Genomic DNA, 22,508 nt, shown 5'->3' on the forward strand with positions numbered 1-22,508 from the left:
ATCGAATGACTACATTGCAGCCAAAGGAATACGCATGATCATCTGCATAGGCGCCGGCCCCGGCGACATCGGCTACCTGCCGCAGCGCTCGGCCCAACTGATACGCGAGGCCGACGTGGTGGCCGGCTTCAACGCGGTGGTGGACGTGGTGCGCCCGCTGATCCCGGACAGCGCCGAAGTGATACAGATGGGCTACCGCGACCAGGTGGCCCAGCTGGACATCGTCGCCGAGCGCCACCATGCCGGCAAGAAGTGCGTGGTGGTGTTCATGGGCGACATCCACTTCAGCGGCTTCCAGTACCTGGAGCGGGTAGAGCGCGCCTGCGGCCACCCGGTGGAAACGATACCCGGCATCTCCTCGGCGCAGATCCTGGCCTCGCGCGGCAAGGTGTGCTTCGACGAGACCAGCTTCATCACCTTCCACCGCCGCGGCGACCTGACCCCGTTCAAGCGCCACCTGGTGCACGTGCTGCAGGATGGCCGCAACGCCATCGTGATCCCCTGCCCCTGGGACGAAGCGCGCTCCTTCATGCCCTGGCATATCGCCGCCTATCTGCTGGAAAACGGCATCCCGGCCGGCCAGCAAGTGGAAGTGTGGGAAAACCTGACCCGCAACGAGGCGGAATGGCGCGGCACGCTGGCCGAGTGCGCCGAGCAGCGCTTCTCCGACATGAGCATCATGCTGATCCGCACGCTCGCGCCTATGGACAGCCAGATCGAGCCGACCCACAAATGAGCCAGCCAGACTACGCCATCGTGCTGGCCGGCCACGGCAGCCGCGACCCGGACGGGGTCAACGAGTTCATGCAGCTGGTGGACGCGCTGAAGGCGCGCGCCGGCGAGCGCCCCGTCGCCCACGGCTTTCTGGAATTCGCCCGCCCGACCATAGACGAGGCGGTGGACCAGGTGATCGCCGCCGGCGCCAAGACCGTGGTGATGGTGCCTGGCGTGCTGCTGGCCGCCACCCACGCCAAGAACGACATGCCCAGCGAGCTGCTGGCCTTGCAGCAGGCGCATCCGGGCGTAACTTTCCACTTCGGCGCGGCGCTGGACCTGCATCCGCGGCTGTTGGCGCTGTGCCGCCAGCGCATCGTCGAGGCCGAAGCCGCGTCGCCGCACACCGTGTCGCGCAACGACACCTGTCTGGTGGTGGTGGGCCGCGGCACCTCTGACCCGGACGCCAACTCCGAAATCTCCAAACTCGCGCGCATGCTGGAGGAAGGCCTGGGCTTCGCCGCGTCTTTCACTTGCTATTCCGGCACCGCCAAGCCGCTGGTGGCCGACGGCCTGCGCGCCGCCGCCATGCTGGGCTACCGCCGCATCGTGGTGCTGCCCTACTTCCTGTTCGACGGCGTGCTGGTCAAGCGCATCTACGGCGCGGCGACGGACCTGGCGGCGCGCCATCCGGAAATCGAGGTACTCAGCACCGCTTACCTGGGCCCGGACCCGCAAGTGGCCGAAGTGTTCCTGGAGCGCGCGCAGGAAGGCGTGGAAGGCCGCGCCGCGATGAACTGCGCGCTGTGCAAATACCGGGTGCAGATAGTCGGCTTCGAACAGCAGGTGGGCGAGCCGCAGCGCGGCCACCACGGCAAGGTGCGCGGCCTGCTGGAGCGCGAGCCTGCCGCCAATCAGCCGCCGGCCTGGAAGCGCTACACCCCGCATCCGATCGAAGCGGAAAGCATGCGCATCATCGACGAGGGCCGCGACTGGTCGGCCTTCCCCGCCGAGCAGCGCACCGCGCTGATGCGGCTGGTGCATACCACCGGCGACTTCAACAGCGTGGACGACCTGTTCTTCTCGGCCGGCGCCTGCGAAACCGGCATGCGCGCGCTACTGCGCTGCCGCCGCGTGGTCACCGACGTCACCATGGTGGAAACCGGCCTGAAGCGCGAAGTGCTGCGCCAGCTGGAAGTGGAAACCTGGTGCGGCGTGCACGACGAGGAAACCCGGCTGCTGGCCGAAGCCAGCGGCCTCACCCGCTCCGCCGCCGGCATCCGCCGCGCCTGGCAGAAGTTCGGCAACGACTGCGTGGTGGCGATAGGCGACGCGCCGACCGCCATCCGCGAGGTGGTGCGGCTGGTGCGCGATCACGGCTGGCGGCCGCAGCTGGTGGTGGGCCTGCCGGTGGGCTTTGTCGGCACCCGCGAATGCAAGGAAGAGCTGCGCGCGCTGCTGCAAGTGCCGCGCATCACCAACCGCGGCACCCGCGGCGGCTCGCCGTGGGCGGCCACCGTGGTCAACGCGCTGATGATAGACGCGATCGAACACGTCCATCAGCAGCAACAGCAGGAAGTCTGAACCCGGTGCGTCAGCCTTACGACCTCGCCGCCCCGGCCCCCAACGGCATGCGCCGCGGCCGCACCACCGGCAGCTGCGCCACCGCCGCCGCCAAGGCGGCGCTGCTGATGCTGCTGGACGGCGTGGACGCCGACGAGGTCTTCATCAGCTTGCCGGACCCGGACTTTTACCTGGCGGTGCCGGTGCAAAACGTGGCCTGGCTGGACGCGGACACCGTCCGCGCCGAGGTGCTGAAGTACGCCGGCGACGACCCGGACAACACCGACGGCGCGACGATCTTCGCCGAGGTAAAGCTCAACGGCAGCGGCGCGCTGCGCTTTCTGGCCGCGCCCGGCGTCGGCATGGTCACCCAGCCTGGCCTGCGCATCCCGCCCGGCGAGCCGGCGATCAATCCGGTGCCCAGGCAGATGATGCGGATGGCGGTGGAGGAAGCGCTGGCCGGCCGGCCCGACCCCGGCTTCGACCTGGCGATAGGCTGCGTCGACGGCGACAAGATCGCCAAGCGCACCTTCAACCCGATGCTGGGCATCGTCGGCGGCATCTCGATACTGGGCACCAGCGGCATCGTCGAGCCGATGTCGCAGGCGGCGTGGATCGCGTCGATCGAAGTCTATGTGCGGGTGGCGCTGGGCGAGCTGCCGACGTCCATCGCCTTCACCCCCGGCAAGATAGGCCGCGGCTACGCCGCCGACACGCTGGGGCTGCAGAAGAAACAGGTGGTGCAGATCGCCAACTTCGTCGGCGACTCGCTGGACTTCGCCGAATCGGTGCTGATCGAGCAGGGCCGCATCCTCGACACGCTGTGGGTGCTGGGCCACCCGGGCAAGATCGCCAAGCTGCTGGACGGCGTCTGGGACACCCACTCCGGCAAGAGCGGCATGGCGATGGACGCCGTCGCCGGCGTCGCCGCCGACCTGGGCTACCCGCCCGAATTGGTGGCGCAAATCAAACAAGCGAATACCGTGGAGAACGTAGTGCAGATCATGAGCAGCCAGCCAGACCCGCGCGGCTACTGGATGGAGATAGAACGCCGCACCGCCGCGCTGATGGCGACCAAGGTGCCCAGCGTGCGGCAGGTGGCGGTGCGGCTGTTCAGCATGGACGGCACCCCGCTGGGAGAGGCCGCATGAAGTTGGGACGATTGATAGGCATAGGCGTCGGCCCCGGCCCGGCCGGCTTGATCCCGGTGGCGGCGCTGGCCGCGCTGCGCGAGGCAGACATCGTCTACCTGCCGCGCGCCACCTCCAGCGAAGTGTCGGTCGCCCGCCAATGCCTGGCCGGGCTGGAGCTGGACGAAAGCCGCTTCCGCGAGATCGAGTTCGAGATGAATCCGGACCGCGGCGCGTTATCGCGCCACTACGGCGCGCTGGCCGAACAACTGGCCGCCGAATTGAAAACCGGCCGCAACGTCGCCTATCTGACCATAGGCGACTCGATGACCTACTCCACTTACGGCTACCTGCTGGCGGCGCTGCGCGAAATGCTGCCGGAACTGGAAACGCAGACCTTCCCCGGCGTCACCAGCTTCGCCGCCACCGCGTCGGCGCTGTCCTGGCCGCTGGGCGAAGGCAAGGAACGCATCCTGATCCTGCCCTGCCCCGACGATATGGAAGCGCTGCGAGCCGACATCGACAGCCACGACCTCATCGTGCTGATGAAGATAGGCAAGCGGCTGCCGGACGTGCTGGCGCTATTGAACCAGATGGGCATCGCCCAACTGTGCGCCTTTGCCCGCCGCATCGGCCTGCCCGGCGAAGTGCTGTGCGCCGACGTCTCGCAATTGGACGCCGACGCCAGCGGCTACCTCGCCACCATGCTGATCCGCAAGACAGCCAGAGAAAGACGCCACTCATGAAAGTCTATTTCATCGGCGCCGGCCCCGGCGCCGCCGACCTGATCACGCTGCGCGGCAGCCGCCTGTTGGGCACAGCCCCCATGGTGCTGTACGCCGGCTCGCTGGTGCCGGCCGAGATGCTCAGCCACTGCCGCCCGGACGCGGAGATCCACGACACCGCCGAGCTGAACCTGGACCAGCAGGAAGCGCTGTACCGCCGCGCCCAGGCCGAAGACAAGGACGTGGCGCGGCTGCACTCCGGCGATCCGGCGATCTACGGCGCCACCAACGAGCAGATGCGCCGGCTGGAAGCGCTGGGCATCGCCTACGAAGTGGTGCCCGGCGTGTCCTCGTTCACCGCCGCTGCCGCCGCATTGGGCAGCGAGCTGACCCGGCCCGAAGTGTCGCAATCCATCATCCTGACCCGCACCAGCGGCCGCGCCAGCGCGGTGCCGGAGACGGAGTCCATCGCCAGCTTCGCCGCCCACCGCGCGACGATGTGCATCTTCCTGTCCGGCCAGCGGCTGAAACAAACCGTCGCCGACCTGGCGCTGCACTACCCGCCCGCCACCCCGGTGGCGCTGGTGCGCCGCGCCAGCTGGCCGGACCAATCCGTCCACCGCAGCACGCTGGGCAAGATGCTGGACGAGGTGAAACAAAAGGACTGGCTGCTGACCACGCTGCTGTTGGTCGGCGAGGCTCTGTCGCGCGAAGGCGGCGTCGAATCCAGCCTGTACGCGGCCGGCTTCACCCACATCTTCCGCGACGGCGACGACCGCAAAACCAAGCGGGCCAGCCTGCAGAAAGAAAACCAGGCATGAGCCGCGCCGTGTGGCTGGTGCGCGCCGAGGCACTGCCCTTGGGCCAAAAGCTGGCATCGGCGCTGGACGCCCAGCTATACCAGCCGTGGCTGGATGCGGACGCCAGCGGCCGCGAACAATTCCGCGCCGCCTTCCACCTGCACAGCCACTGGATACTGGTGATGGCCAGCGGCATCGCCGTCCGCTACCTGGACGGCCTGCCACAAAGCAAATACAGCGACCCGGCGGTGGTGGTGATGGACGAAGCCGCCCGCTTCGCCATCCCGCTGTTGTCCGGCCACGAAGGCGGCGCCAATGCGCTGGCTTACGAAGCGGCGCGGCTGACCGGCGCGGTGCCGACTATCACCACCGCTACGGAGGCGATCAAGCCGCTGACCTTAGGCATAGGCTGCCGCCGCGGCAAAAGCGCCGAGGCCATAGCACAAGCGGTGCTGCAAGCGCTGGCTGGCCGGCCGCTGTCCGACGTGCGCGAAGTGGCGACGATAGACCTGAAGGCCGACGAAGCCGGCCTGCTGGAATTCTGCCGCCATCACGCGCTGCCGCTACGCGTCATCGCCCGCGAAGACGTCGCCGCCCGCGGCTGGACCGGCGCGCCGTCGGACTGGGTGCGGCAGAACGTCGGCGTCGACGGCGTATGCGAGCCGTGCGCGTTGATCGCCAGCCCGCGGGGGCGGTTGATCGTGCCCAAGACCGCTGTGGATGGCGTGACGGTGGCAGTGGTGGAGGACGGGATGGAATGGCTCGCATGAGCATGACGATGGCCACCGATGCCATAAGAGCGCTCTTTATTTCGGAAGATAAAACACGGGCGACGCGCCCCCACTCCCCTTTGTCGCGCGCCGGTAAAAATCAGGCTGGCAAGGTTTTAAGCTGCCGCTTGTTTGAGCCGTGCGACGCTAGCGCACGGCGAGTTCGGCAGCGCCTTGCCAGCCTGATGTTTGCCGGGAATTCGCGCGACGCAGGGGCGGCCTGGGGTTGTAAGGGGGCTGGCCGCGCAGCCCCCTTACCCGCCCGCCGGGCGGAACCACACATCAACAGCGCCAAAACAATTACAGAATGCAAAATCAAGAGAACACATCCATGACCGGCAAACTCTACCTCGTCTCGGTCGGCCCCGGCCGCGCCGAACTGATCCCCGACCTCGCCCGCCAGGCGCTGGCCGCGAGCGACGTAATCGTCTCCTACGACCTCTACCTGACCTGGGTGCAACCCTGGATCGCCGGCAAAGACATCCGCACCCTGCCGCTGACCCAGGAGCGCGAGCGGGCCCAGCTGGCGCTGGAAGAGGCCCGCGCCGGCAAGACCGTCGCCCTGCTATCCAGCGGCGACATCGGCGTCTATGCGATGGCCACGCTGGCCTACGAAGACATGCGCGAGGACGATGTTTTCGACGTGCAGCTGATCCCCGGCATCACATCGGCCAACTCCTGCGCGTCCTTGCTCGGCGCGCCGCTGTCGCACGACTTCGCCACGCTGAGCCTGTCCGACCTGCTGTGTCCGTGGGAGTGGATCGAAACCCGCGCCCGCCACATCGCCCAGGCCGACCTGGCGGTGGTGTTCTACAACGTGCAAAGCCGCCAGCGCCAGGAAGGCGTCTACCGCATCCTGGACATCATGCTGGAGCACAAGAAGCCGGAAACGCTGTGCGGCATCGTCCGCAACGCCTACCGCGAAGACCAGGCGGTGGAAATCGTCACGCTGGCCGAGCTGCGAACCCGCCGCTTCGACATGCTGACCAGCATCGTCATCGGCAACCGCTTTACCCGCCGCAAGCGCAACTGGATGTTCACCCCGCGCGGCTACTTCAACTGGGACAACACCAGCGACACGGTGAAGGCCGACACGCTGCCCGCGGGCGCGGCCTGGGTGTTTTCCGGCACCAGCGACGGCAACGCGCTGTCGCGCGCCATCGCCGAAACCGGCCGCGCGGTGGTGGTCAGCAGCGCCAGCGATTACGGCAACGAGCAGGCGCAGCAGGCGGCGCCCGGCGTGGCCACCATCAGCGGCCGGCTGGGCGTGGAGCGCCGCCGCGAACTGCTAAGCGGCAGCCGGGCCAGCGCCATCGTCGACGCCACCCACCCCTACGCCAGCGAAATGTCGCAGCAGCTGATGGCGCTGGCCGAGGAGCTGGCCCTGCCCTATCTGCGCTACGAGCGCCCGGCAAGCGGCAGCGCGCATCCAGTCATCCGCTGCGCCGACAGCGACGCGGCCGCCAGGCTGGCGATGACTAAAGGACGCCGCGTCTTCCTCGCCACCGGCAGCAAGGAGCTGCATCGCTTCCTCGCCGCCGATGCCGAGAAACAACAGCAATGGTTTGTCCGTTTGGCCCCGGACCCGCAGCATTTGCAGCGGGCGCTGGACCTGGGCATCCCGCGCTCGCGCATCTGCGCGATGCAGGGCCCGTTCTCGCAGGCCGCCAACGAGGCGCTGTGGCGCGACTGGGGCATAGACTGCGTGATCAGCAAGGACGGCGGCGAGGCCGGCGGCTTCGACGCCAAGGCCGCGGCCGCCGCCGCGCTGGGCATCCCGTTCATCGTCATCGATAGGCCTCAGCTGGACTATCCGCAGACCTTCAGCGACTTTGACGCCGTGCTGGCGGCCCTGCCGCAGGGAGGCCAGCCATGAGCGCGCCGCGCCTTCCCGTCACCGTATTGACCGGTTTCCTCGGCGCCGGCAAGACCACGCTGCTGTCCAAGCTGCTGGAGAACAACAAGCAGCGCCGGCTGGCCATCCTGGTCAACGAGTTCGGCGAGGTGTCGATAGACGGCGGCCTGCTGCGCGACGCCGACGCCGGCGGCGTGGAAATCCACGACCTCGCCAACGGCCTGGTCGCCTACGACGACGACGCCGACTTCCTGCCCACCATGCTGGCGCTGTGGCAGCGCCGCCAGCAGATAGACCACGTACTGATCGAAACCTCGGGCCTGGCGCTGCCCAGCGCGGTGATGGCCCAGCTGCAAAGCGAGGCGCTGGCGCCCTATTTCGTGCTGGACGCCACGCTGGCGGTGGTCGACACCCCGCTGCTGCTGGCCGGCCATTTCGCGCCGGCGGGAGACCAGGGCAAGGCCGATGCGGTGGCGGAGCTGTTCGACCAGCAACTGGGCCACGCCGACATCGTGGTGCTGAACAAGATAGACGCGCTGTCCGCCGATCAACTGCTGGCGGCGGAGGAAGCCGTGCGCCGCCAGGCGCCGTCGATCCGCTTCATCGAGCTGGCTTATCAAGCCAAGCTGGACACCCGGCTGACGCTGGGCCTGCATCTGCACGAAGCCGCGCCGGCAGCCCACCGCCACTACGGCCCGGTGGCCAGCATGCCGGGCCTCGCCATGCGGCCGCTGGCCAACCAGACGCTGCTGGACGGCCACAGCCACGGCGGCCAGGCCGCGCACAGCCACGGGCTGTCCACCCACAAGCATTTCCACGAGCAGGACCCGGGCTGGCAATCGTTCATGATCCGCAGCAAAGAGGCGCAGCGCGCCGACAAGCTGGCCGCCGCGCTGGAGGCCATCGCCCGCGAGGAGCCGCTGCTGCGCATCAAGGGCTTCGCCGCCTGCGCCGACGGCCCAGGCCGGCTGCTGGCCCAGGGCGTGCGCAACCGCATCGAGTTGAGCCTCGACGAGGCGCTGGCCGCGCCGCGCCAGGCGCAACTTATCTTCATCGGCTACCACCCCAGCCGCCCGCGCGTGGTGGCCTTGCTGCGCGACATCACCGGCGCGCACTGGAGCTAGGCGGTGAGCGCATTGGAACTCTACGGCCTGGACTGGTCGCCCGACGCCGCGACAGCACCCGAGGCAAGGCTGCTGCGCGACATCGCGCTGACAGTCCGGCCCGGCGAGTTCGTCGGCGTCATCGGCCCCAACGGCAGCGGCAAGACCAGCACATTGCGCTGCGCCTTCCGCTTCAACAAACCGCTGGCTGGCGAGGCCAGGCTGGACGGCGCCGACATCTGGTCCCAGTCCGCCGCCTCCTTCGCCCGCCGCGTGGCGGTGGTGCTGCAGGAATTTCCGGAGGACTTCGGCCTGACCGTGCGCGAGGTGGCGGACATGGGCCGCATCCCGCACCAGTCGCTGTTGCGCGGCGGATCGGCCGCCGACCACGCCATCGTCGATGACGCTCTGGTCCAGGTGGGCCTGGCGGCGCAGCAGCACCAGCCCTTCGCCACGCTGTCAGGCGGCGAAAAACAGCGCGCGCTGCTGGCGCGGGCGCTGGCGCAGCAACCCCAGCTGCTGATCCTGGACGAGCCCACCAACCATCTGGACCTGCGCCACCAATTGTCGCTGCTGCGCCTGGTGCGCCGGCTGGGCATCTCCGCCGTCGCCACGCTGCACGACCTCAACCTGGCCGCCGCCTTCTGCCACCGCCTGTACGCGCTCAAGGACGGCCGCATCGTCGCCAGCGGCGCACCGGAAACCGTATTGACGCCCCGGCTTTTGGCCGAGGTGTTCGGCGTGCGCGCGCTGGTGGACCGCCACCCGCAAGCCGGCCATCCCCGCATCACCCTGTTGGAAGAAGAAAACGCATGAAACTGAACCCGCCTTTGCTCATCGCCTGCGGCCTGGCCGCGCTGCTGGCCTCCCAGGCCCACGCCACCGCCTACCCGCTGACCATAGACAGCTGCAACCGCAAGGTCACCTTTCAGCGCGCGCCGCAGCGCGCCGTCAGCCACGACATCAACCTGACCGAGATGATGGTGGCACTGGGCCTGCAGAACCGCATGGCCGGCTATACCGGCATCAGCGCCTGGAACAAGCTGAACGCGCCGTTGAAACAAGCGCTGGGCAAGCTGCCGGAGCTGGCGGGCGACTATCCGTCGTCGGAAGCGCTGCTGGCGCGCAACGCCGACTTCTTCTTCGCCGGCTGGAACTACGGCCTGCGCGTCGGCGGCCCGGTGACGCCGGCCTCGCTGGCGCCCTTGGGCATCAATGTCTACGAGCTCAGCGAATCATGCGCCCACGTGATGAAGCGCCCGGCGGCCAGCCTGGACGACGTCTACCGCGACATCGGCAACCTCGGCCGCATCTTCGACGTGGAGCCGCGCGCGCAGAAAGTGGTGACCGACATCCGCGCCAAGGTGGACGGCGTCGCCGCCCGCGTCGCCAAGCGCAAGGCCACGCCGTCGGTCTTCGTCTACGACAGCGGCGAGGACCGCCCCTTCAGCGCCGGCCGGCTGGCGATGCCCGACGCGCTGATCCGCGCCGCCGGCGGCCGCAACATCCTGAACGACGTCAACGCCAGCTGGACCCGCGTCGACTGGGAAACCGTGGTGGCGCGCAATCCGCAAGTCGTCGTGATCATCGATTACGGCAAGGTCACCGCTCAGCAGAAGATCGCCTTCCTGCAAAACCATCCGGCGCTGAACAAGATGGCGGCGGTGCGCGACAAGCGCTTCATCGTGCTGCCCTACGACAGCGCCACGCCCGGCATCGCCAATGCCGACGCAATCATCGCGCTGGCGCGCGGCCTGCACCCGGAGGCCTTCGCCAAGTGATCCGCGCCGCCGTCAACCGTCCGCCGGCCTGGCCGCTGCTGGGCGCCTTGCTGGCCCTGCTCGCGCTGTCGCTGCCGCTGGCTTCCGGCCTGGGCGCCGCGCCGGTCGAGTTCGCCGTCAGCTCCAATGTGCTGCTGCACCAACTGGGCCTGCCGGTGGCGCCGGCCTGGCAGCCGGGCCAGGACCTGATCATCTGGCAGCTTAGGCTGCCGCGCGTGCTGCTGGGCGGCATGGTCGGCGCCGGCCTGGCGTTGGTGGGCGCGGCGCTGCAGGCCACCACCCGCAACCAGCTGGCCGACCCGCACCTGCTGGGCGTCAGCTCCGGCGCCACGCTGGGCGCGGTGACGGTGTTGCTGTTCAGCGGCAATGTGCTGGGCGGCGCCACGTTGCCGCTGGCCGCCTTCACCGGCGCCTTGCTGGCTACCCTGCTGGTCACCGGCATCGCCGTGCGCCAGCGCCGCTTGCAAGCCGAACGGCTGCTGCTGGCCGGCGTGGCCGTGTCTTTCCTGCTGATGGCGCTGGCCAATCTGATGCTGTATCTGGGCGACCATCGCTCGGCCTCGGCGGTGCTGTTCTGGATGCTGGGCGGCCTGGGCCAGGCGCGCTGGGAGCTGCTGCCGGCGCCGCTGGCCGCGCTGTGCCTGGGGCTGATCGCGCTGCTGGCGGTGGCGCGGCCGCTGAACGCGCTGATGGCCGGCGAGCAGACCGCAGTCACGCTGGGCATACGCGTGACCCGGCTGCGGCTGGCGGTGTTCGCCGCCTCCTCGCTGCTGACCGGCACCATGGTCGCGGTCAGCGGGGCGATAGGCTTCGTCGGCCTGATGATTCCGCACATCGCCCGCCGCTGCGTCGGCGCCGACCACCGCCGCCTGCTGCCGGCCTGCGCGCTGTTGGGCGCGCTGTTCCTGATCTGGGTGGACGCCGCCGCGCGAACGCTGATCGCGCCGGAGGACATCCCGGTCGGCGTCGGCACCGCCGCCGTCGGCGGCGCCTTCTTCATCTGGCTGCTGCGCCGCTGACGGCGCCGGCCCCACACAAGGACGACACTATGAAAACCGATCCGGCCTCCCATCAGCGCATGACCGAAAAGCGCAAGGCGGGCTTCGAGAAGAAAAAAGCCGCCGCCACCGGCGAGAAAGGCCTGCTCATCGTCAATACCGGCACCGGCAAGGGCAAGAGCAGCGCCGCCTTCGGCATGGGCCTGCGCGCCGTCGGCCACGGCATGCGCCTGGGCGTGGTGCAATTCATCAAGGGCGCGCTGCACACCGCCGAACGCGACCTGCTGGGCGGTTTCGACAACTGCGACTTCCACACCATGGGCGAAGGCTATACCTGGAACACCCAGGATCGCGAAGCCGACATCGCCACCGCGCGCAAGGGCTGGGAGCAGGCGCTGGCGATGATGGAAAGCGACGATTACGACATGGTGATCCTGGACGAATTGAACGTGGTGCTGAAATACGAATACCTGCCGCTGGACGAAGTGCTGGCCGCCTTCGCCGCCCGGCCGGCGATGCAGCATGTGGTCGTCACCGGCCGCCACGCGCCGGAAGCCTTGCTGGAGGCCGCCGACCTGGTCACCGAGATGCGGCTGGTCAAGCACCCCTACCGCGAGCAGGGCATCAAGGCGCAGCGCGGGGTGGAGTTCTGATGACGCCGCGGTCCTGCCCGGCGTTGTTTCTGACCGCGCCCGCCTCCCACCAGGGCAAGACCACGGTGACGGCGGCGCTGGCCCGCCACCACCGCAATTTGGGACGCCGGGTGAGAGTGTTCAAAACCGGGCCGGACTTCCTCGATCCCTACATCCTGGAGCGGGCCAGCGGCCATACCGTCTACGGCCTGGATCTGTGGATGAACGGCGAGGACGATTGCCGCGCCCGCCTGCATCAGGCCGCCGACGACGCCGATTTGATCCTGGTGGAAGGCAGCATGGGCCTGTTCGACGGCACGCCCAGCAGCGCCGATCTGGCCGCCCTGCTCGACATCCCGCTGGCGGCAGTGATAGACGCCGCCGGCATGGCGCAGACCTTCGCCGCCGTCGCCCATGGCCTGGCCAGCTTCCGTCCCAGCCTGGCCTTTCACGGCTTCATCGCCAACCATGTCGCCAGCGAGCGCCACGCCGAAATGCTGGCGCAGCAGCTGCCCCCCCATCCGCCGCTGCTGGCCGCGCTGCGCCGCGACGAGGCCGTGCGGCTGCCGGAGCGCCATCTGGGCCTGGTTCAGGCGCCGGAAATCGCCGATCTCGACGCCAGGCTGGACCGCGCCGCGGCGCAAATCGCCGGCACCGCGCTGGCCGCGCTGCCGCCAGCGGTGGCGTTTCCCGCTGCTGTGCCAGCCGACGTGCCGAAGCTGCTGGCCGGCCAACGCATCGCCATCGCCCGCGACGCCGCCTTCGCCTTCGTCTACCCGGCTAATCTTGAGATGCTGGCCCAGTTGGGCGCGGAGCTAGCCTTCTTCTCACCGCTGGCCGACGCCGCGCTGCCCGACTGCGACGCGGTCTACCTGCCCGGCGGCTACCCGGAGCTGCATCTTGAAACGCTGTCCGCCAACACGGCGCTGAAAGCGGATCTGCATGGACACGTCAAAGCCGGCAAGCCGCTGTACGCCGAGTGCGGCGGCATGCTCTATCTGCTGGACCGGTTGACCAAGCGCGACGGCGCCAGCGCGGCGATGCTGGAACTGCTGCCCGGCCAAGCGGTCCTTCAAGACAGGCTATGCGGGCTGGGATTGCAGAAAATGTCCTTCCCCGGCGGCGCGCTGCGCGGCCACACTTTTCACTACACCCGGCTGGAGACGGCGCTGGAGCCTATCGCCCGCGCGGCCCGCGCCAGCGGCGCCGGAAGCGGCGAGGCGCTGTACCGCCGCGGCAGCTTGCTGGCCAGCTATTTTCACGCCTACTTTCCGTCCAATCCCCTAGCCGCCGCGAGCTTGTTTCTGCAATGAATCCTCACCGTTATCCGCAATCCGACATCGACGCCGTCTACCGCGCCATCCGCGAACGCCGCGACATGCGCCACTTCAAGCCGGACCCGGTCGACCCCGACACCTTGCAACGGCTGCTGGCCGCCTCCCATCTGGCGCCCAGCGTCGGCTTCATGCAGCCTTGGCGCTTCATCCGCATCCGCGGCGCGGAGCTGCGCCGCCAGTTGCATGCCTTGGTGGAAGAGGAGCGCATCCAGACCGCCCGCGCGCTCGGCGAGCGCGAAGAAGAATTCATGAGGCTGAAGGTGGAAGGCTTGCTCGAATGCGGCGAAGTGCTGGTGGCGGCGCTGATGGACGGCCGCGAGCGCCATGTGTTCGGCCGCCGCACCTTGCCGGAAATGGACCTGGCCTCAGTGGCCTGCGCGATCCAAAACATGTGGCTGGCCGCCCGCGCCGAGGGGCTGGGCCTGGGATGGGTGTCGATCTTCGACCCGGACAAGCTCGCCGCCCTGCTGGCCATGCCGGATGGCGCGCGGCCGGTGGCGATATTGTGCATCGGCCATGTCGAGGCCTTTTACGAGAAACCGATGCTGGAACAGGAAAACTGGGCGCGGCGGCAGAAGCTGGACGATCTGGTTTACCAGGACCGCTGGCCCGAAGCCTGAGCGACGATCACTCCGGCACGCTCCATTCCGGATTCCACGCCACCTCCCACAGATGGCCGTCGGGGTCCTGGAAATACCCGGCGTAGCCGCCCCAGAACGTATCCTGGGCCGGCTTGACGATGGCCGCGCCGGCCATGCTGGCCTGCGCCATTACCGCGTCCACCTCCGCGCGGGAAGCGACATTGTGGCCTATCGTCAACTCGGTGGCGCTGGCCGGCTGCCGCGGCAGGCCGGCGTCGCGCGCCAGGCTATCCCGCGGAAACAGCGCCAGCCTCAGCCCGCCTTCCAGCTCGAAAAAAACGACCGCGCCGTGCTCGAACTCTGCGCCGACGATGCCTTCGCTCGGCCACCCCAGCCCATCGCGATAGAACGCCAACGAGCGTTCCAGATCATCGACGCCCAGCGTCAGCAAGGTGATGCGCGGCTTCATGATCGCCTCCTCACCGCCCCTTGAACTTGGGCGTCCGTTTGTCCAGAAAAGCGCGGGTGCCGATGCGGAAGTCCTCGCTCTGCGCCGCCAGGCCGAAGTAGTCTGCGCCCAGCCGCGCCGATTCGTCCTCGGACAAGGACAAGCCGCGATGCATCGCTTCCCAGCTCAGCCTCACCGCCAGCGGCGATTGGGCCAGCACCTCGCCCAGCAGCGCCTCCGACTCGGCCATCAGCGCTTCGGCCGCCACCACCCGGTTGACCAGGCCCAGCCGACAGGCCTCGTCGGCGTCTATCAGCCTGCCGGTCAGCAACATCTCCGCCGCCCTGCCCTTGCCGATCAGCCTGGGCAAGCGGGTCGTGCCGCCGAAACCGGCCACCGCGCCTATCTTCACTTCCGGATGGCCGAAGCGGGCGTGCGAGGCCGCCACCCGCAAAGCGCATGCCTCAGAAATCTCCAGGCCGCCGCCCAGCGCGTCGCCGTTGATCGCGGCCAGCACCGGCTTGCCCAGCGTCTCGATCCGGCCGGTGACCGCCACCGCCAGCCTGGCCAGCTCCCGCACTTCGGCCGCCGGCGCCCGGTTCAGATAGCGGATGTCGGCACCCGCGGAAAACACCCGGCCATGGCCGGTGATGATCACCGCCCTCACCGCGTCGTCGGCCGCAGCCCATTCCAGCGCGGCCAGCAGCTGCCGCAGCAGCTGGCGGTTCATCGCGTTCAGACAGTCTGGCCGGTTCAGCTCCAGCCGCGCGATGCCGCCCTCCGCCTTGCTGCGCACCACATCCCGTTCCAGCATCCCGCCTCCGTGCCTGCCGCGCCGCCAGGGCGCGGCATCAAGTTGTAAGATCGAGCCTTCCGAACCGCCGGGCTCGTCCACGCCGAACAGGCGCAACCCGCCTCGAATCAACCGCCGGCGAAGCTTGCGGGCGCCCGCGCCAATCTATCGGCAGCGCGGCGGCGACTGTCAGCTCGCCGCCAGCCAGTCCAGCGCCTCCTCCCGGCTCAGGAACAGCCGCGAGAAACGTCCGCGCCTGGCTTCGCGCAAGTATTCGCCGAAACGCTCGCCATAGTCCCGCTCCGCGTCTATCACCACCGCGGTCTGTAGTCGATAGTTCTGCAGCTTCTGCAGGAATTCGCCGGCGAAGCGGCTGCTCAGCTGAAAAAAAGCCGCTGGCAAAACCTCATGCGAAATCAGCAAGCGTTCGCAGCCTTCGCCGATGCAGGCGGAAACCAGCTCGACCGCCTGGGACGCGTCGTTCAACTCGCCACGCCATTCCAGCGCGCGATGCTCGCCCGAAACCAACACTTGATAAGCCATATTTTTTCCCAAGCGAAATCAGCCGGAACGGCGCGCGCGCGAAGCCGAAAGCACAACGGAAGAAGTGGAGCCGACGATCGCGCCGGCGAAGATCTTGGCGATGTCCAGAAAACCGGCCACCAGCGCCGAGCCCTTGCCTGCGCCGGCCACCGAATCGGCGAACAGCGGAAACAACAGTCCGAAGCTGGCGAAAGCCAGGCACAGCAGCGCGCATACGCAGGTAAAAGGGGGAAACAGATCAAAGAAGCCGGGCCGCTCCGCCACCGAGCGCCCTTGCAGCAGCTCGTCCACCGCCTGGCCCAGCGCGCTGACATCCATCTCGACCGCGGCCGGGCCGCCTCCGGACTGGGCGCTGGAAATCTCCTGCGCCCGCTCCCGTATTTGCCGCCTCAACATCGCCAGCCTGTCATCCAACGCCGCCTCCAAGCTGGACGGCCAAGCCGCCCCCGCTTCCGCTCCGCTTGCTTTCATGGTGGGATCTCCGTTGCGATCAGCCGATCATGCCATTCTGAAACATCGCATCAAGCACAATGGCATTTAAATCCGCGCGCCGCATCCATGGCAAGCCCAAACAGCACGCGCCGCCGCAAAAACACGAGAGATAACAAAGAAAGCGCCGCATGGAACTTGCGTCAACTGCCGGATATCAACCGCTTCTGCAAACAGACCGGGCATAGACAGTCGCTGTCCGCGCCGCTTGGCGACAGCTCCAGCGGCAGATCCGCGCACCAGCAGCCGCCGCTCTCTCCGCCCGCGCCGCAAGTGAAGCCATTGCCGCATTGCGGACAGGTCTTGGCCTGCACCGGCATCGGCAGCTTCAACAACCGCTGCCAAACCTGTTCCTTCTGTTCCTTGCCGTAGCTGGACCAGCTGGCGATCTCGTCCAGCGTACGGCGGCAGCCGGTGCAGATCTGCCCGCTGTCGTCCAGACGGCATACGCCAATACAGGGCGACGGCGGCGGCGTTTCCATGCTTGCCCGTTTCATGCGCCCCTCCCTTTGAATGTGTCGTTGACGATATTAGCGCGCGCCTCGCCGCTTGTCCGCGCAAACAAAAACGGCGCGGATATCCGCGCCGTTTGCCGTGAAGCGAATCCGCTTACTTGGCTGCGGAAGCGTCCTTGGCCGCCGCGCCGCCGCCCACGGTTTCCATCACGGTCCACTGGCCGTTCTGGACCTTGTAGACGGTGATGCCGCCATCCTTCAGATCGCCCTTGTCGTCATAGGTCCAGTTGCTGGACGTCACGCCCTGGTGGGTGATCTTGGCCAGCACCGGCAGGTAGGCCTTCGGATCGGCTGAGTTGGCCTGCTCCATCGCCTGGATCAGCGCGCGGGTGGCATCGTAGCCGTACGGCGAGTAAGTTGCCACGTCGGCCTTGAAGCGGGCCTTGTAGCGGGTCTCGTAGTCCTTGCCGCCCGGCATCTGCTCCAGCGGCAGGCCCGCCAGCGAGGCGATGGTGCCGTCGGCTTCCTTGCCGGCCAGTTGCAGGAAGGTCGGGGTCTTGGTCATTTCGCCGGAGATCAGCGGAGCCTTGAGGCCCAGGCGCTTCATCTGCTTGACCATCGGCGCGGACTGCGCGTCGGCGCCGCCGTAGAACACGACGTCCGGATTCGCGCCCTTGATGGAGGTCAGGATGGCGGTGAAGTCGGTGGCCTTGTCGTTGGTGAACTCGCGCTTTACCACATCGCCGCCGGAGGCGCGGGCCGCCTTTTCGAACTCGTCGGCCAGGCCCTGGCCATAAGCGGTGCGGTCGTCGACGATGACGATCTTCTTGGCGTGCAGCTTCTCAACCGCGAACTTGCCCATCACGCTGCCCTGCTGGGTGTCGGAGGTCATCGAGCGGAAGGTGTTCTTGAAGCCCTGCGAGGTGAACACCGGCGAGGTGGCCATCGCGATCATCGGGATGCCGGCATCGGAATAGATCTTGGAAGCCGGGATGGCGGTGCCGGAGTTGAAGTGGCCGATGATGCCGGCGACTTTCTCGTCGACGAACTTCTGCGCCAGCTGGGTGGCGGTTTTCGGATCGGCCTGGTCGTCCTGGGCATTGAGCTCGAAGGTCACCGGTTTGCCGGCGATGGTCGGCTTGGCGGCGTTGGCGTCTTCGATGGCCAGGGTCACGCCATTCTTGTATTCCTCGCCGTAGTGCGACTGCGGGCCGGTCAGCGGAGCGGCAAAGCCGATCTTGATCACGTCGCCGCCGGCGCTGGCCTGGGCCGGAGCCGAGGCGCCGGCCGCGGGCGCGGCTTCTTCCTTCTTGCCGCAGGCGGACAGGGCGACAGCGGCTGCAACCGCCAGGGTCAGGGTGGACAGCTTGGATACTTGCATCTCTTCGTTCCTCTTCCTTGTTGCTTCAACTTCGCGCTTCTACACAACCGGCTTGGGGCCGGATCCCAGTCTTGCTCTTAAAGTAAAAACTCTGGCCGCATTATTCCAACGCGGCCAGAGGCTGGCAAGTTGATCATTCGGTCATGCTCATCAGGCTGGCATTGCCGCCTGCCGCCGTGGTATTGACGCTGAGCGCGCGCTCCACCACCAGCCGATGCACATTGTAGCCATTTTCGCCGCGCAGGATCAGCGGAACCAGCGCGCCGTCGCGGGCGGCCAGCTCGCGCCGGGCCTCCTCAGCCTTTGCGCCGGCGTACAACACCGCCTCGACGTCCGCTTCCAGCACATCGGCCACAAGAGATACATGACCGTTCAGGGCGGAGGCGAATCGACGGCCCAGTTCGCCATCGGCGACCACCGCGCGGTTGCCCGCGGCGAAAACGGCGGCCAATTGCTCGGCCAGCGCCTGCGCGTCGTCAGCCACGCAGCCGACACGGCCTCGTCCGGCGAAGGACAAGACATTGTTCTCGCCGGTCGGACCCGGCAAGATTACATTATGCGCCAGCGGGCTTTCCTTGCGCGCGGCGGCGATGACGCCGTCCAGCGACAGACCCTGCGCCTTCGCCGCGGCGGCCAGCGCATCCAGCGCGGACAGATCGGCGGCCTGATGCGCGGCCGCCAGCTTGGGCTGCCAGGCGGCGCGGGTCAGACGGTACAGGTAGTACGGACCGCCGGCCTTGGGGCCGGTGCCGGACTTGCCCTCGCCGCCGAACGGCTGCACGCCCACCACCGCGCCGACGATGTTGCGGTTGACGTAGATGTTGCCCACCTTGATCTTGCCGCAGATGTCGGCGATGGTTTCGTCGATTCGGCTGTGAATGCCGTGGGTCAGGCCGTAGCCGGTGGCGTTGATCTCGGCCACCACCTTGTCCAGATCCGACGCTGCGTAGCGCAGCACATGCAGCACCGGGCCGAACACTTCGCGCTTCAGCTCGCTGAGGTTGTCGATCTCGAACAGCGTCGGCGCGACGAAAGTGCCCTGCTCGCACTCGGCGGACAGCTTGGTCTGGTGCATCGCGCGGGCGGAGTTCTTCATCCTGGCGATGTGGGCCAGCAGGCCGGCCTGGGCTTCGGCGTCGATCACCGGGCCGACGTCGGTGGTGATCTTGGCGGGATTGCCGACTTTCAGCTCGTCCATCGCGCCCTTGATCATCGCGACCACCTTGTCGGCGATGTCGTGCTGCAAATACAGCACCCGCAGCGCGGAACAGCGCTGGCCGGCGGAATCGAAAGCCGAGCTCAGCACGTCGGTGACCACCTGCTCCGGCAGCGCCGAGCTGTCGACGATCATCGCGTTCATGCCGCCGGTTTCCGCCACCAGCACCGGATCGTCATGGCGCTTGGCCAGCGTGCGGTTGATGATCTGCGCCACTTCGGTGGAGCCGGTGAAGATCACGCCCTGGATGCGCGCGTCGCCGGTCAACGCTGCGCCGACCACCTCGCCGCGGCCCGGCAGGAACTGCAGCGCGGCGCGCGGAATGCCGGCTTCGTGCAGCAGGCGAATCGCGTAGGCGGCGATCAGGCTGGTCTGCTCGGCCGGTTTGGCCAGCACGGTGTTGCCGGCGGCCAAGGACGCGACGACTTCGCCGATGAAGATCGCCAACGGGAAGTTCCACGGGCTGATGCACACCACCGGCCCCAGCGGCTGGTGGCTGGCGTTGTCGAACTCGGAAACGATCTGCGCCGCGTAGTAGCGGCAGAAGTCCACCGCCTCGCGCACTTCGGCGATGGCGTTGTTCAGCGTCTTGCCCGCCTCGCGCACAGCCAGGCCCATCAGAGCCGGCATATTCGTTTCCATCAGATCGGCCATGCGGCGGATGCTGGCGGCCCGCTCGGCCACCGGCGTGGCGGCCCAGGCAGCGGCGATGCCCGCCGACTGCGCGAGCGCGCGGTCCACATCGGCGGCGGTGGCCTCCAACACCTTGCCCACCACATCGGCATGGTCGGCCGGATTGCGCACTTCCAGCAGTTCGCCGTCGGTGACATCGCCGTCGCCCAGCATCGGGAACGCCGCCCAGCGCTGCTGTTCCGACGTCTGCAGGCCCAGCTGCAACGTGGCCAGCACGTGCTCGCTGGACAGATCCAGGCCCTTGGAATTGCGGCGGCCGTCGCCATACAGCGCCTCCGGCAGCGAAATCTTGCTGTGCGGCATGCCAGCGGAGGCGGCCGCTTCGGCCACCGGATCGGTCACCAGTTCGTCAAGGGATACGCTCTCGTCGACGATGCGGTTGACGAAGGAGGAGTTGGCGCCGTTTTCCAGCAAGCGGCGCACCAGGTAGGCCAGCAGCGTCTCATGCGAACCCACCGGCGCGTAGATGCGGCAGGCCTTGCCCAGCTTGTCCTTGCCCACCACCTGGTCGTACAGGGTCTCGCCCATGCCGTGCAGGCACTGGAATTCGTAATCCTTGCCGGCGGCCAGATTGTAGACCGCGGCCAGGCTGTAGGCGTTGTGGGTGGCGAACTGCGGATAGATCGCGTCCTGGGCGGCCAGCAACTTCTTGGCGCAGGCGAGATAAGACACGTCGGTGTACACCTTGCGCGTATACACCGGATAGCCAGGCAAGCCGTCCACTTGGGCGCGTTTGATCTCGGCGTCCCAATAAGCGCCCTTCACCAGGCGCACCATGAAGCGATGGCCGGTGCGGCGCGCGAGGTCGATCAGGAAGTCGATCACGAACGGACAGCGTTTCTGGTAGGCCTGCACCACGATGCCGATGCCTTCGAAGCCGTTCAGATCCGAATCGTTGGCCAGCGCCTCGACCAGATCCATCGAGATTTCCAGGCGGTCGGCCTCTTCCGCATCGATGTTCAGGCCGATGTTGTACTGCTTGGCCAGCAGGAACAGCGCCTTCAAGCGCGGCAGCAGCTCGGTCATCATCCGCTCATGCTTCAGTCGGCTGTAGCGCGGGTGGATGGCGGACAGCTTCACCGAGATGCCGGGGCCGTCGTAAATGCCGCGGCCGTTCGACTCTTTGCCGATCGCGTGGATGGCGGTGACGTAGTCCTTCAGGTAACGCTGGGCATCAGCCTCAGTCATCGCCGCCTCGCCCAGCATATCGTAGCTGAAGCGGTAGCCGCGCGCTTCGCGCTCGCGGCCGTTGGCCAGCGCCTCTTCAATCGTTTCGCCGGTGACGAACTGCTTGCCCAGCATGCGCATCGCCATATCGACGCCCTTGCGGATCAGCGGCTCGCCGCCCTTGGCGATCAGGCGCGTCATCGCGGCCGACAGACCATTGGCGCTGTGCGAGGAAACCAGCTTGCCGGTCACCAGCAGGCCCCAGGCCGCGGCGTTGACGAACAACGACGAACTGTTGCCCAGGTGGGCCTTCCAGTCGCCGCGGGAAATCTTGTCGCGGATCAGTTTGTCGGCTGTCTCGCGGTCCGGGATGCGCAGCAGCGCCTCCGCCAGACACATCAGGGCGATCCCTTCGCTGCTGTCCAACGAGAACTCGTGCATCAGCGCGTCCACGCCGCTGGAGCGGGTACGCTCACGGCGCACCTCGGTCACCAGCCTGCGTGCCAAGTCCTGTACTGATGCGACCTGCTCGGGACTCATCGCCGCCTGCGACAACAGCGCCTGTACGCATTCGCGTTCATCGCGCCGATAAGCGGCGGTGATGGCGTCGCGCAGAGCGGACTGCTGATGAGCAAAGGATTCGAATTGCATGGGTTTCTCCGATATTGTTTGCAGCCCCGGCCTCGCGTCCGGGTGAACCGTCTATTGTATACAAGAGATGACAGTTTTGTTTGACAATATAAAATATTCTTTAGCACTTAAACGCTATCAAAATCAGTCAGCGCAAGGCTTTCCAAGCGGATCAAACCACGCGCGCCGCCACCCGAAAGGCATGATCAAACCAACTTCCCGCCTGCAGCCTCTCCCGATTTACCGCACCGATATCGCGCCAAACCGACACGGATTTCAGATTTGATAGCAATCGAATACTGTCTGCATTTCATAGATCAGATTAATATACAGCAGCAGGATGCGACAAAAAATTTCACCTCCGGCCCAGCCCGGAGCAAGAAACGCAAAAAGCCCCAGGCTAATGCCTGGGGCTTTTTATCGGGAATCTGGCGATGTCCTACTTTCACATGGCGAATGCCACACTATCATCGGCGCTAAGATGTTTCACGGTCCTGTTCGGGATGGGAAGGCGTGGGACCATCTCGCTATGGTCGCCAGAAAAAACGTGAACGCTGTCGCGTAATTCTGGATTCGCTTCTCTCGAAGCGAAGCGCCGAGTCGCATGGACTCGGCGCTATCGTATGAGGCGTCTGGCGGTGTCCTACTTTCACATGGCGAATGCCACACTATCATCGGCGCTAAGGCGTTTCACGGTCCTGTTC

The 22,508-nt window shown here is 67.2% G+C and carries 20 protein-coding genes, 1 rRNA gene and 1 pseudogene; 14 read left to right on the plus strand and 8 right to left on the minus strand.

Going from position 1 to position 22,508, the window contains the following annotated elements; genetic code table 11:
• The first annotated feature begins 34 nt into the window (after positions 1-34).
• From VA599_RS10585 to bluB, 14 genes and pseudogenes are all read left to right on the plus strand, one after another.
• On the plus strand, positions 35-736 hold the full coding sequence (locus tag VA599_RS10585) for a cobalt-precorrin-7 (C(5))-methyltransferase (protein ID WP_043611910.1): 702 nt from the start codon (positions 35-37) through the stop codon (positions 734-736).
• The gene (locus VA599_RS10590; protein ID WP_346788536.1) at positions 733-2,298 is read left to right on the plus strand and encodes a precorrin-8X methylmutase; all 1,566 of its coding nucleotides are present in this window, start codon (positions 733-735) and stop codon (positions 2,296-2,298) included. Before VA599_RS10585 ends, VA599_RS10590 begins: the two co-directional genes overlap by 4 nt.
• Before the next feature lie 5 nt (positions 2,299-2,303).
• Positions 2,304-3,428 (plus strand): cobalt-precorrin-5B (C(1))-methyltransferase CbiD, encoded by a 1,125-nt coding sequence (cbiD, locus tag VA599_RS10595; protein ID WP_346788537.1) that lies wholly within the window; start codon positions 2,304-2,306, stop codon positions 3,426-3,428.
• Positions 3,425-4,153: a precorrin-2 C(20)-methyltransferase gene (cobI, locus tag VA599_RS10600; RefSeq protein ID WP_346788538.1), complete on the plus strand. Its 729-nt coding sequence runs from the start codon at positions 3,425-3,427 to the stop codon at positions 4,151-4,153. Before cbiD ends, cobI begins: the two co-directional genes overlap by 4 nt.
• On the plus strand, positions 4,150-4,953 hold the full coding sequence (cobM, locus tag VA599_RS10605; RefSeq protein WP_346788539.1) for a precorrin-4 C(11)-methyltransferase: 804 nt from the start codon (positions 4,150-4,152) through the stop codon (positions 4,951-4,953). The genes cobI and cobM overlap by 4 nt, the downstream gene beginning before the upstream one ends.
• The gene (locus VA599_RS10610) at positions 4,950-5,702 is read left to right on the plus strand and encodes a cobalamin biosynthesis protein (RefSeq protein WP_346788540.1); all 753 of its coding nucleotides are present in this window, start codon (positions 4,950-4,952) and stop codon (positions 5,700-5,702) included. Before cobM ends, VA599_RS10610 begins: the two co-directional genes overlap by 4 nt.
• Before the next feature lie 331 nt (positions 5,703-6,033).
• Positions 6,034-7,578: a precorrin-3B C(17)-methyltransferase gene (gene cobJ, locus VA599_RS10615; RefSeq protein ID WP_346788541.1), complete on the plus strand. Its 1,545-nt coding sequence runs from the start codon at positions 6,034-6,036 to the stop codon at positions 7,576-7,578.
• Positions 7,575-8,681 carry a CobW family GTP-binding protein gene (locus VA599_RS10620; protein WP_346788542.1) on the plus strand — a complete coding sequence of 369 codons (1,107 nt, stop codon included), beginning with the start codon at positions 7,575-7,577 and terminating at the stop codon, positions 8,679-8,681. Before cobJ ends, VA599_RS10620 begins: the two co-directional genes overlap by 4 nt.
• 3 nt (positions 8,682-8,684) lie before the next feature.
• Positions 8,685-9,218: pseudogene (locus tag VA599_RS10625) on the plus strand (ABC transporter ATP-binding protein); the annotation flags it as partial.
• Positions 9,219-9,472: 254 nt separating this feature from the next.
• A complete protein-coding gene (locus tag VA599_RS10630; RefSeq protein ID WP_346788544.1) occupies positions 9,473-10,441 on the plus strand; it encodes an ABC transporter substrate-binding protein in 969 nt (322 codons plus the stop codon).
• Positions 10,438-11,460, plus strand: a complete 1,023-nt coding sequence (locus VA599_RS10635; RefSeq protein WP_021477148.1) for a FecCD family ABC transporter permease — start codon at positions 10,438-10,440, stop codon at positions 11,458-11,460. Before VA599_RS10630 ends, VA599_RS10635 begins: the two co-directional genes overlap by 4 nt.
• 29 nt (positions 11,461-11,489) lie before the next feature.
• A complete protein-coding gene (gene cobO, locus VA599_RS10640) occupies positions 11,490-12,092 on the plus strand; it encodes a cob(I)yrinic acid a,c-diamide adenosyltransferase (RefSeq protein WP_346788545.1) in 603 nt (200 codons plus the stop codon).
• Entirely contained in the window at positions 12,092-13,384 is a 1,293-nt protein-coding gene (locus VA599_RS10645) for a cobyrinic acid a,c-diamide synthase CobB (protein ID WP_346788546.1), read from the plus strand. The genes cobO and VA599_RS10645 overlap by 1 nt, the downstream gene beginning before the upstream one ends.
• The gene (gene bluB, locus VA599_RS10650; protein WP_346788547.1) at positions 13,381-14,028 is read left to right on the plus strand and encodes a 5,6-dimethylbenzimidazole synthase; all 648 of its coding nucleotides are present in this window, start codon (positions 13,381-13,383) and stop codon (positions 14,026-14,028) included. The genes VA599_RS10645 and bluB overlap by 4 nt, the downstream gene beginning before the upstream one ends.
• Before the next feature lie 7 nt (positions 14,029-14,035).
• On the opposite strand, the gene VA599_RS10655 is transcribed toward bluB, so the two are convergent.
• From VA599_RS10655 to rrf, 8 genes are all read right to left on the minus strand, one after another.
• Positions 14,036-14,458: a VOC family protein gene (locus VA599_RS10655; RefSeq protein ID WP_346788548.1), complete on the minus strand. Its 423-nt coding sequence runs from the start codon at positions 14,456-14,458 to the stop codon at positions 14,036-14,038.
• 10 nt (positions 14,459-14,468) lie between these two features.
• Positions 14,469-15,251, minus strand: coding sequence for an enoyl-CoA hydratase/isomerase family protein (locus VA599_RS10660; RefSeq protein ID WP_346788549.1), 783 nt, complete (start codon positions 15,249-15,251; stop codon positions 14,469-14,471).
• A 168-nt stretch (positions 15,252-15,419) separates the two neighbouring features.
• Positions 15,420-15,773: a DUF4180 domain-containing protein gene (locus VA599_RS10665; RefSeq protein ID WP_346788550.1), complete on the minus strand. Its 354-nt coding sequence runs from the start codon at positions 15,771-15,773 to the stop codon at positions 15,420-15,422.
• Between the two features lie 18 nt (positions 15,774-15,791).
• Positions 15,792-16,244 (minus strand): hypothetical protein, encoded by a 453-nt coding sequence (locus tag VA599_RS10670; protein WP_346788551.1) that lies wholly within the window; start codon positions 16,242-16,244, stop codon positions 15,792-15,794.
• A gap of 161 nt (positions 16,245-16,405) precedes the next feature.
• On the minus strand, positions 16,406-16,759 hold the full coding sequence (locus VA599_RS10675; RefSeq protein WP_346788552.1) for a cysteine-rich CWC family protein: 354 nt from the start codon (positions 16,757-16,759) through the stop codon (positions 16,406-16,408).
• Positions 16,760-16,871: 112 nt separating this feature from the next.
• Complete coding sequence (locus VA599_RS10680) at positions 16,872-18,098, minus strand: branched-chain amino acid ABC transporter substrate-binding protein (protein ID WP_021477158.1); 1,227 nt, start codon at positions 18,096-18,098, stop codon at positions 16,872-16,874.
• Positions 18,099-18,231: 133 nt separating this feature from the next.
• The gene (gene putA / locus VA599_RS10685; RefSeq protein WP_346788553.1) at positions 18,232-21,825 is read right to left on the minus strand and encodes a trifunctional transcriptional regulator/proline dehydrogenase/L-glutamate gamma-semialdehyde dehydrogenase; all 3,594 of its coding nucleotides are present in this window, start codon (positions 21,823-21,825) and stop codon (positions 18,232-18,234) included.
• Between the two features lie 405 nt (positions 21,826-22,230).
• Positions 22,231-22,345 (minus strand): 5S ribosomal RNA (gene rrf, locus VA599_RS10690).
• Positions 22,346-22,508 lie beyond the last annotated feature (163 nt).

Source organism: Chromobacterium indicum (assembly GCF_039708975.1).
Taxonomy (GTDB): domain Bacteria; phylum Pseudomonadota; class Gammaproteobacteria; order Burkholderiales; family Chromobacteriaceae; genus Chromobacterium; species Chromobacterium piscinae.

Excerpts from the sequence above, each read along its gene's own strand:
- cobO (WP_346788545.1), top strand. The coding sequence starts at position 11,490 with ATGAAAACCGATCCGGCCTCCCATCAGCGCATGACCGAAAAGCGCAAG.
- cobI (WP_346788538.1), top strand. The coding sequence starts at position 3,425 with ATGAAGTTGGGACGATTGATAGGCATAGGCGTCGGCCCCGGCCCGGCC.
- VA599_RS10660 (WP_346788549.1), bottom strand. The coding sequence starts at position 15,251 with ATGCTGGAACGGGATGTGGTGCGCAGCAAGGCGGAGGGCGGCATCGCG.
- VA599_RS10670 (WP_346788551.1), bottom strand. The coding sequence starts at position 16,244 with ATGAAAGCAAGCGGAGCGGAAGCGGGGGCGGCTTGGCCGTCCAGCTTG.
- VA599_RS10645 (WP_346788546.1), top strand. The coding sequence starts at position 12,092 with ATGACGCCGCGGTCCTGCCCGGCGTTGTTTCTGACCGCGCCCGCCTCC.
- cobJ (WP_346788541.1), top strand. The coding sequence starts at position 6,034 with ATGACCGGCAAACTCTACCTCGTCTCGGTCGGCCCCGGCCGCGCCGAA.
- VA599_RS10680 (WP_021477158.1), bottom strand. The coding sequence starts at position 18,098 with ATGCAAGTATCCAAGCTGTCCACCCTGACCCTGGCGGTTGCAGCCGCT.
- VA599_RS10675 (WP_346788552.1), bottom strand. The coding sequence starts at position 16,759 with ATGAAACGGGCAAGCATGGAAACGCCGCCGCCGTCGCCCTGTATTGGC.
- VA599_RS10590 (WP_346788536.1), top strand. The coding sequence starts at position 733 with ATGAGCCAGCCAGACTACGCCATCGTGCTGGCCGGCCACGGCAGCCGC.
- VA599_RS10655 (WP_346788548.1), bottom strand. The coding sequence starts at position 14,458 with ATGAAGCCGCGCATCACCTTGCTGACGCTGGGCGTCGATGATCTGGAA.
- VA599_RS10585 (WP_043611910.1), top strand. The coding sequence starts at position 35 with ATGATCATCTGCATAGGCGCCGGCCCCGGCGACATCGGCTACCTGCCG.
- VA599_RS10665 (WP_346788550.1), bottom strand. The coding sequence starts at position 15,773 with ATGGCTTATCAAGTGTTGGTTTCGGGCGAGCATCGCGCGCTGGAATGG.
- VA599_RS10610 (WP_346788540.1), top strand. The coding sequence starts at position 4,950 with ATGAGCCGCGCCGTGTGGCTGGTGCGCGCCGAGGCACTGCCCTTGGGC.
- VA599_RS10630 (WP_346788544.1), top strand. The coding sequence starts at position 9,473 with ATGAAACTGAACCCGCCTTTGCTCATCGCCTGCGGCCTGGCCGCGCTG.
- cobM (WP_346788539.1), top strand. The coding sequence starts at position 4,150 with ATGAAAGTCTATTTCATCGGCGCCGGCCCCGGCGCCGCCGACCTGATC.
- bluB (WP_346788547.1), top strand. The coding sequence starts at position 13,381 with ATGAATCCTCACCGTTATCCGCAATCCGACATCGACGCCGTCTACCGC.
- VA599_RS10620 (WP_346788542.1), top strand. The coding sequence starts at position 7,575 with ATGAGCGCGCCGCGCCTTCCCGTCACCGTATTGACCGGTTTCCTCGGC.
- putA (WP_346788553.1), bottom strand. The coding sequence starts at position 21,825 with ATGCAATTCGAATCCTTTGCTCATCAGCAGTCCGCTCTGCGCGACGCC.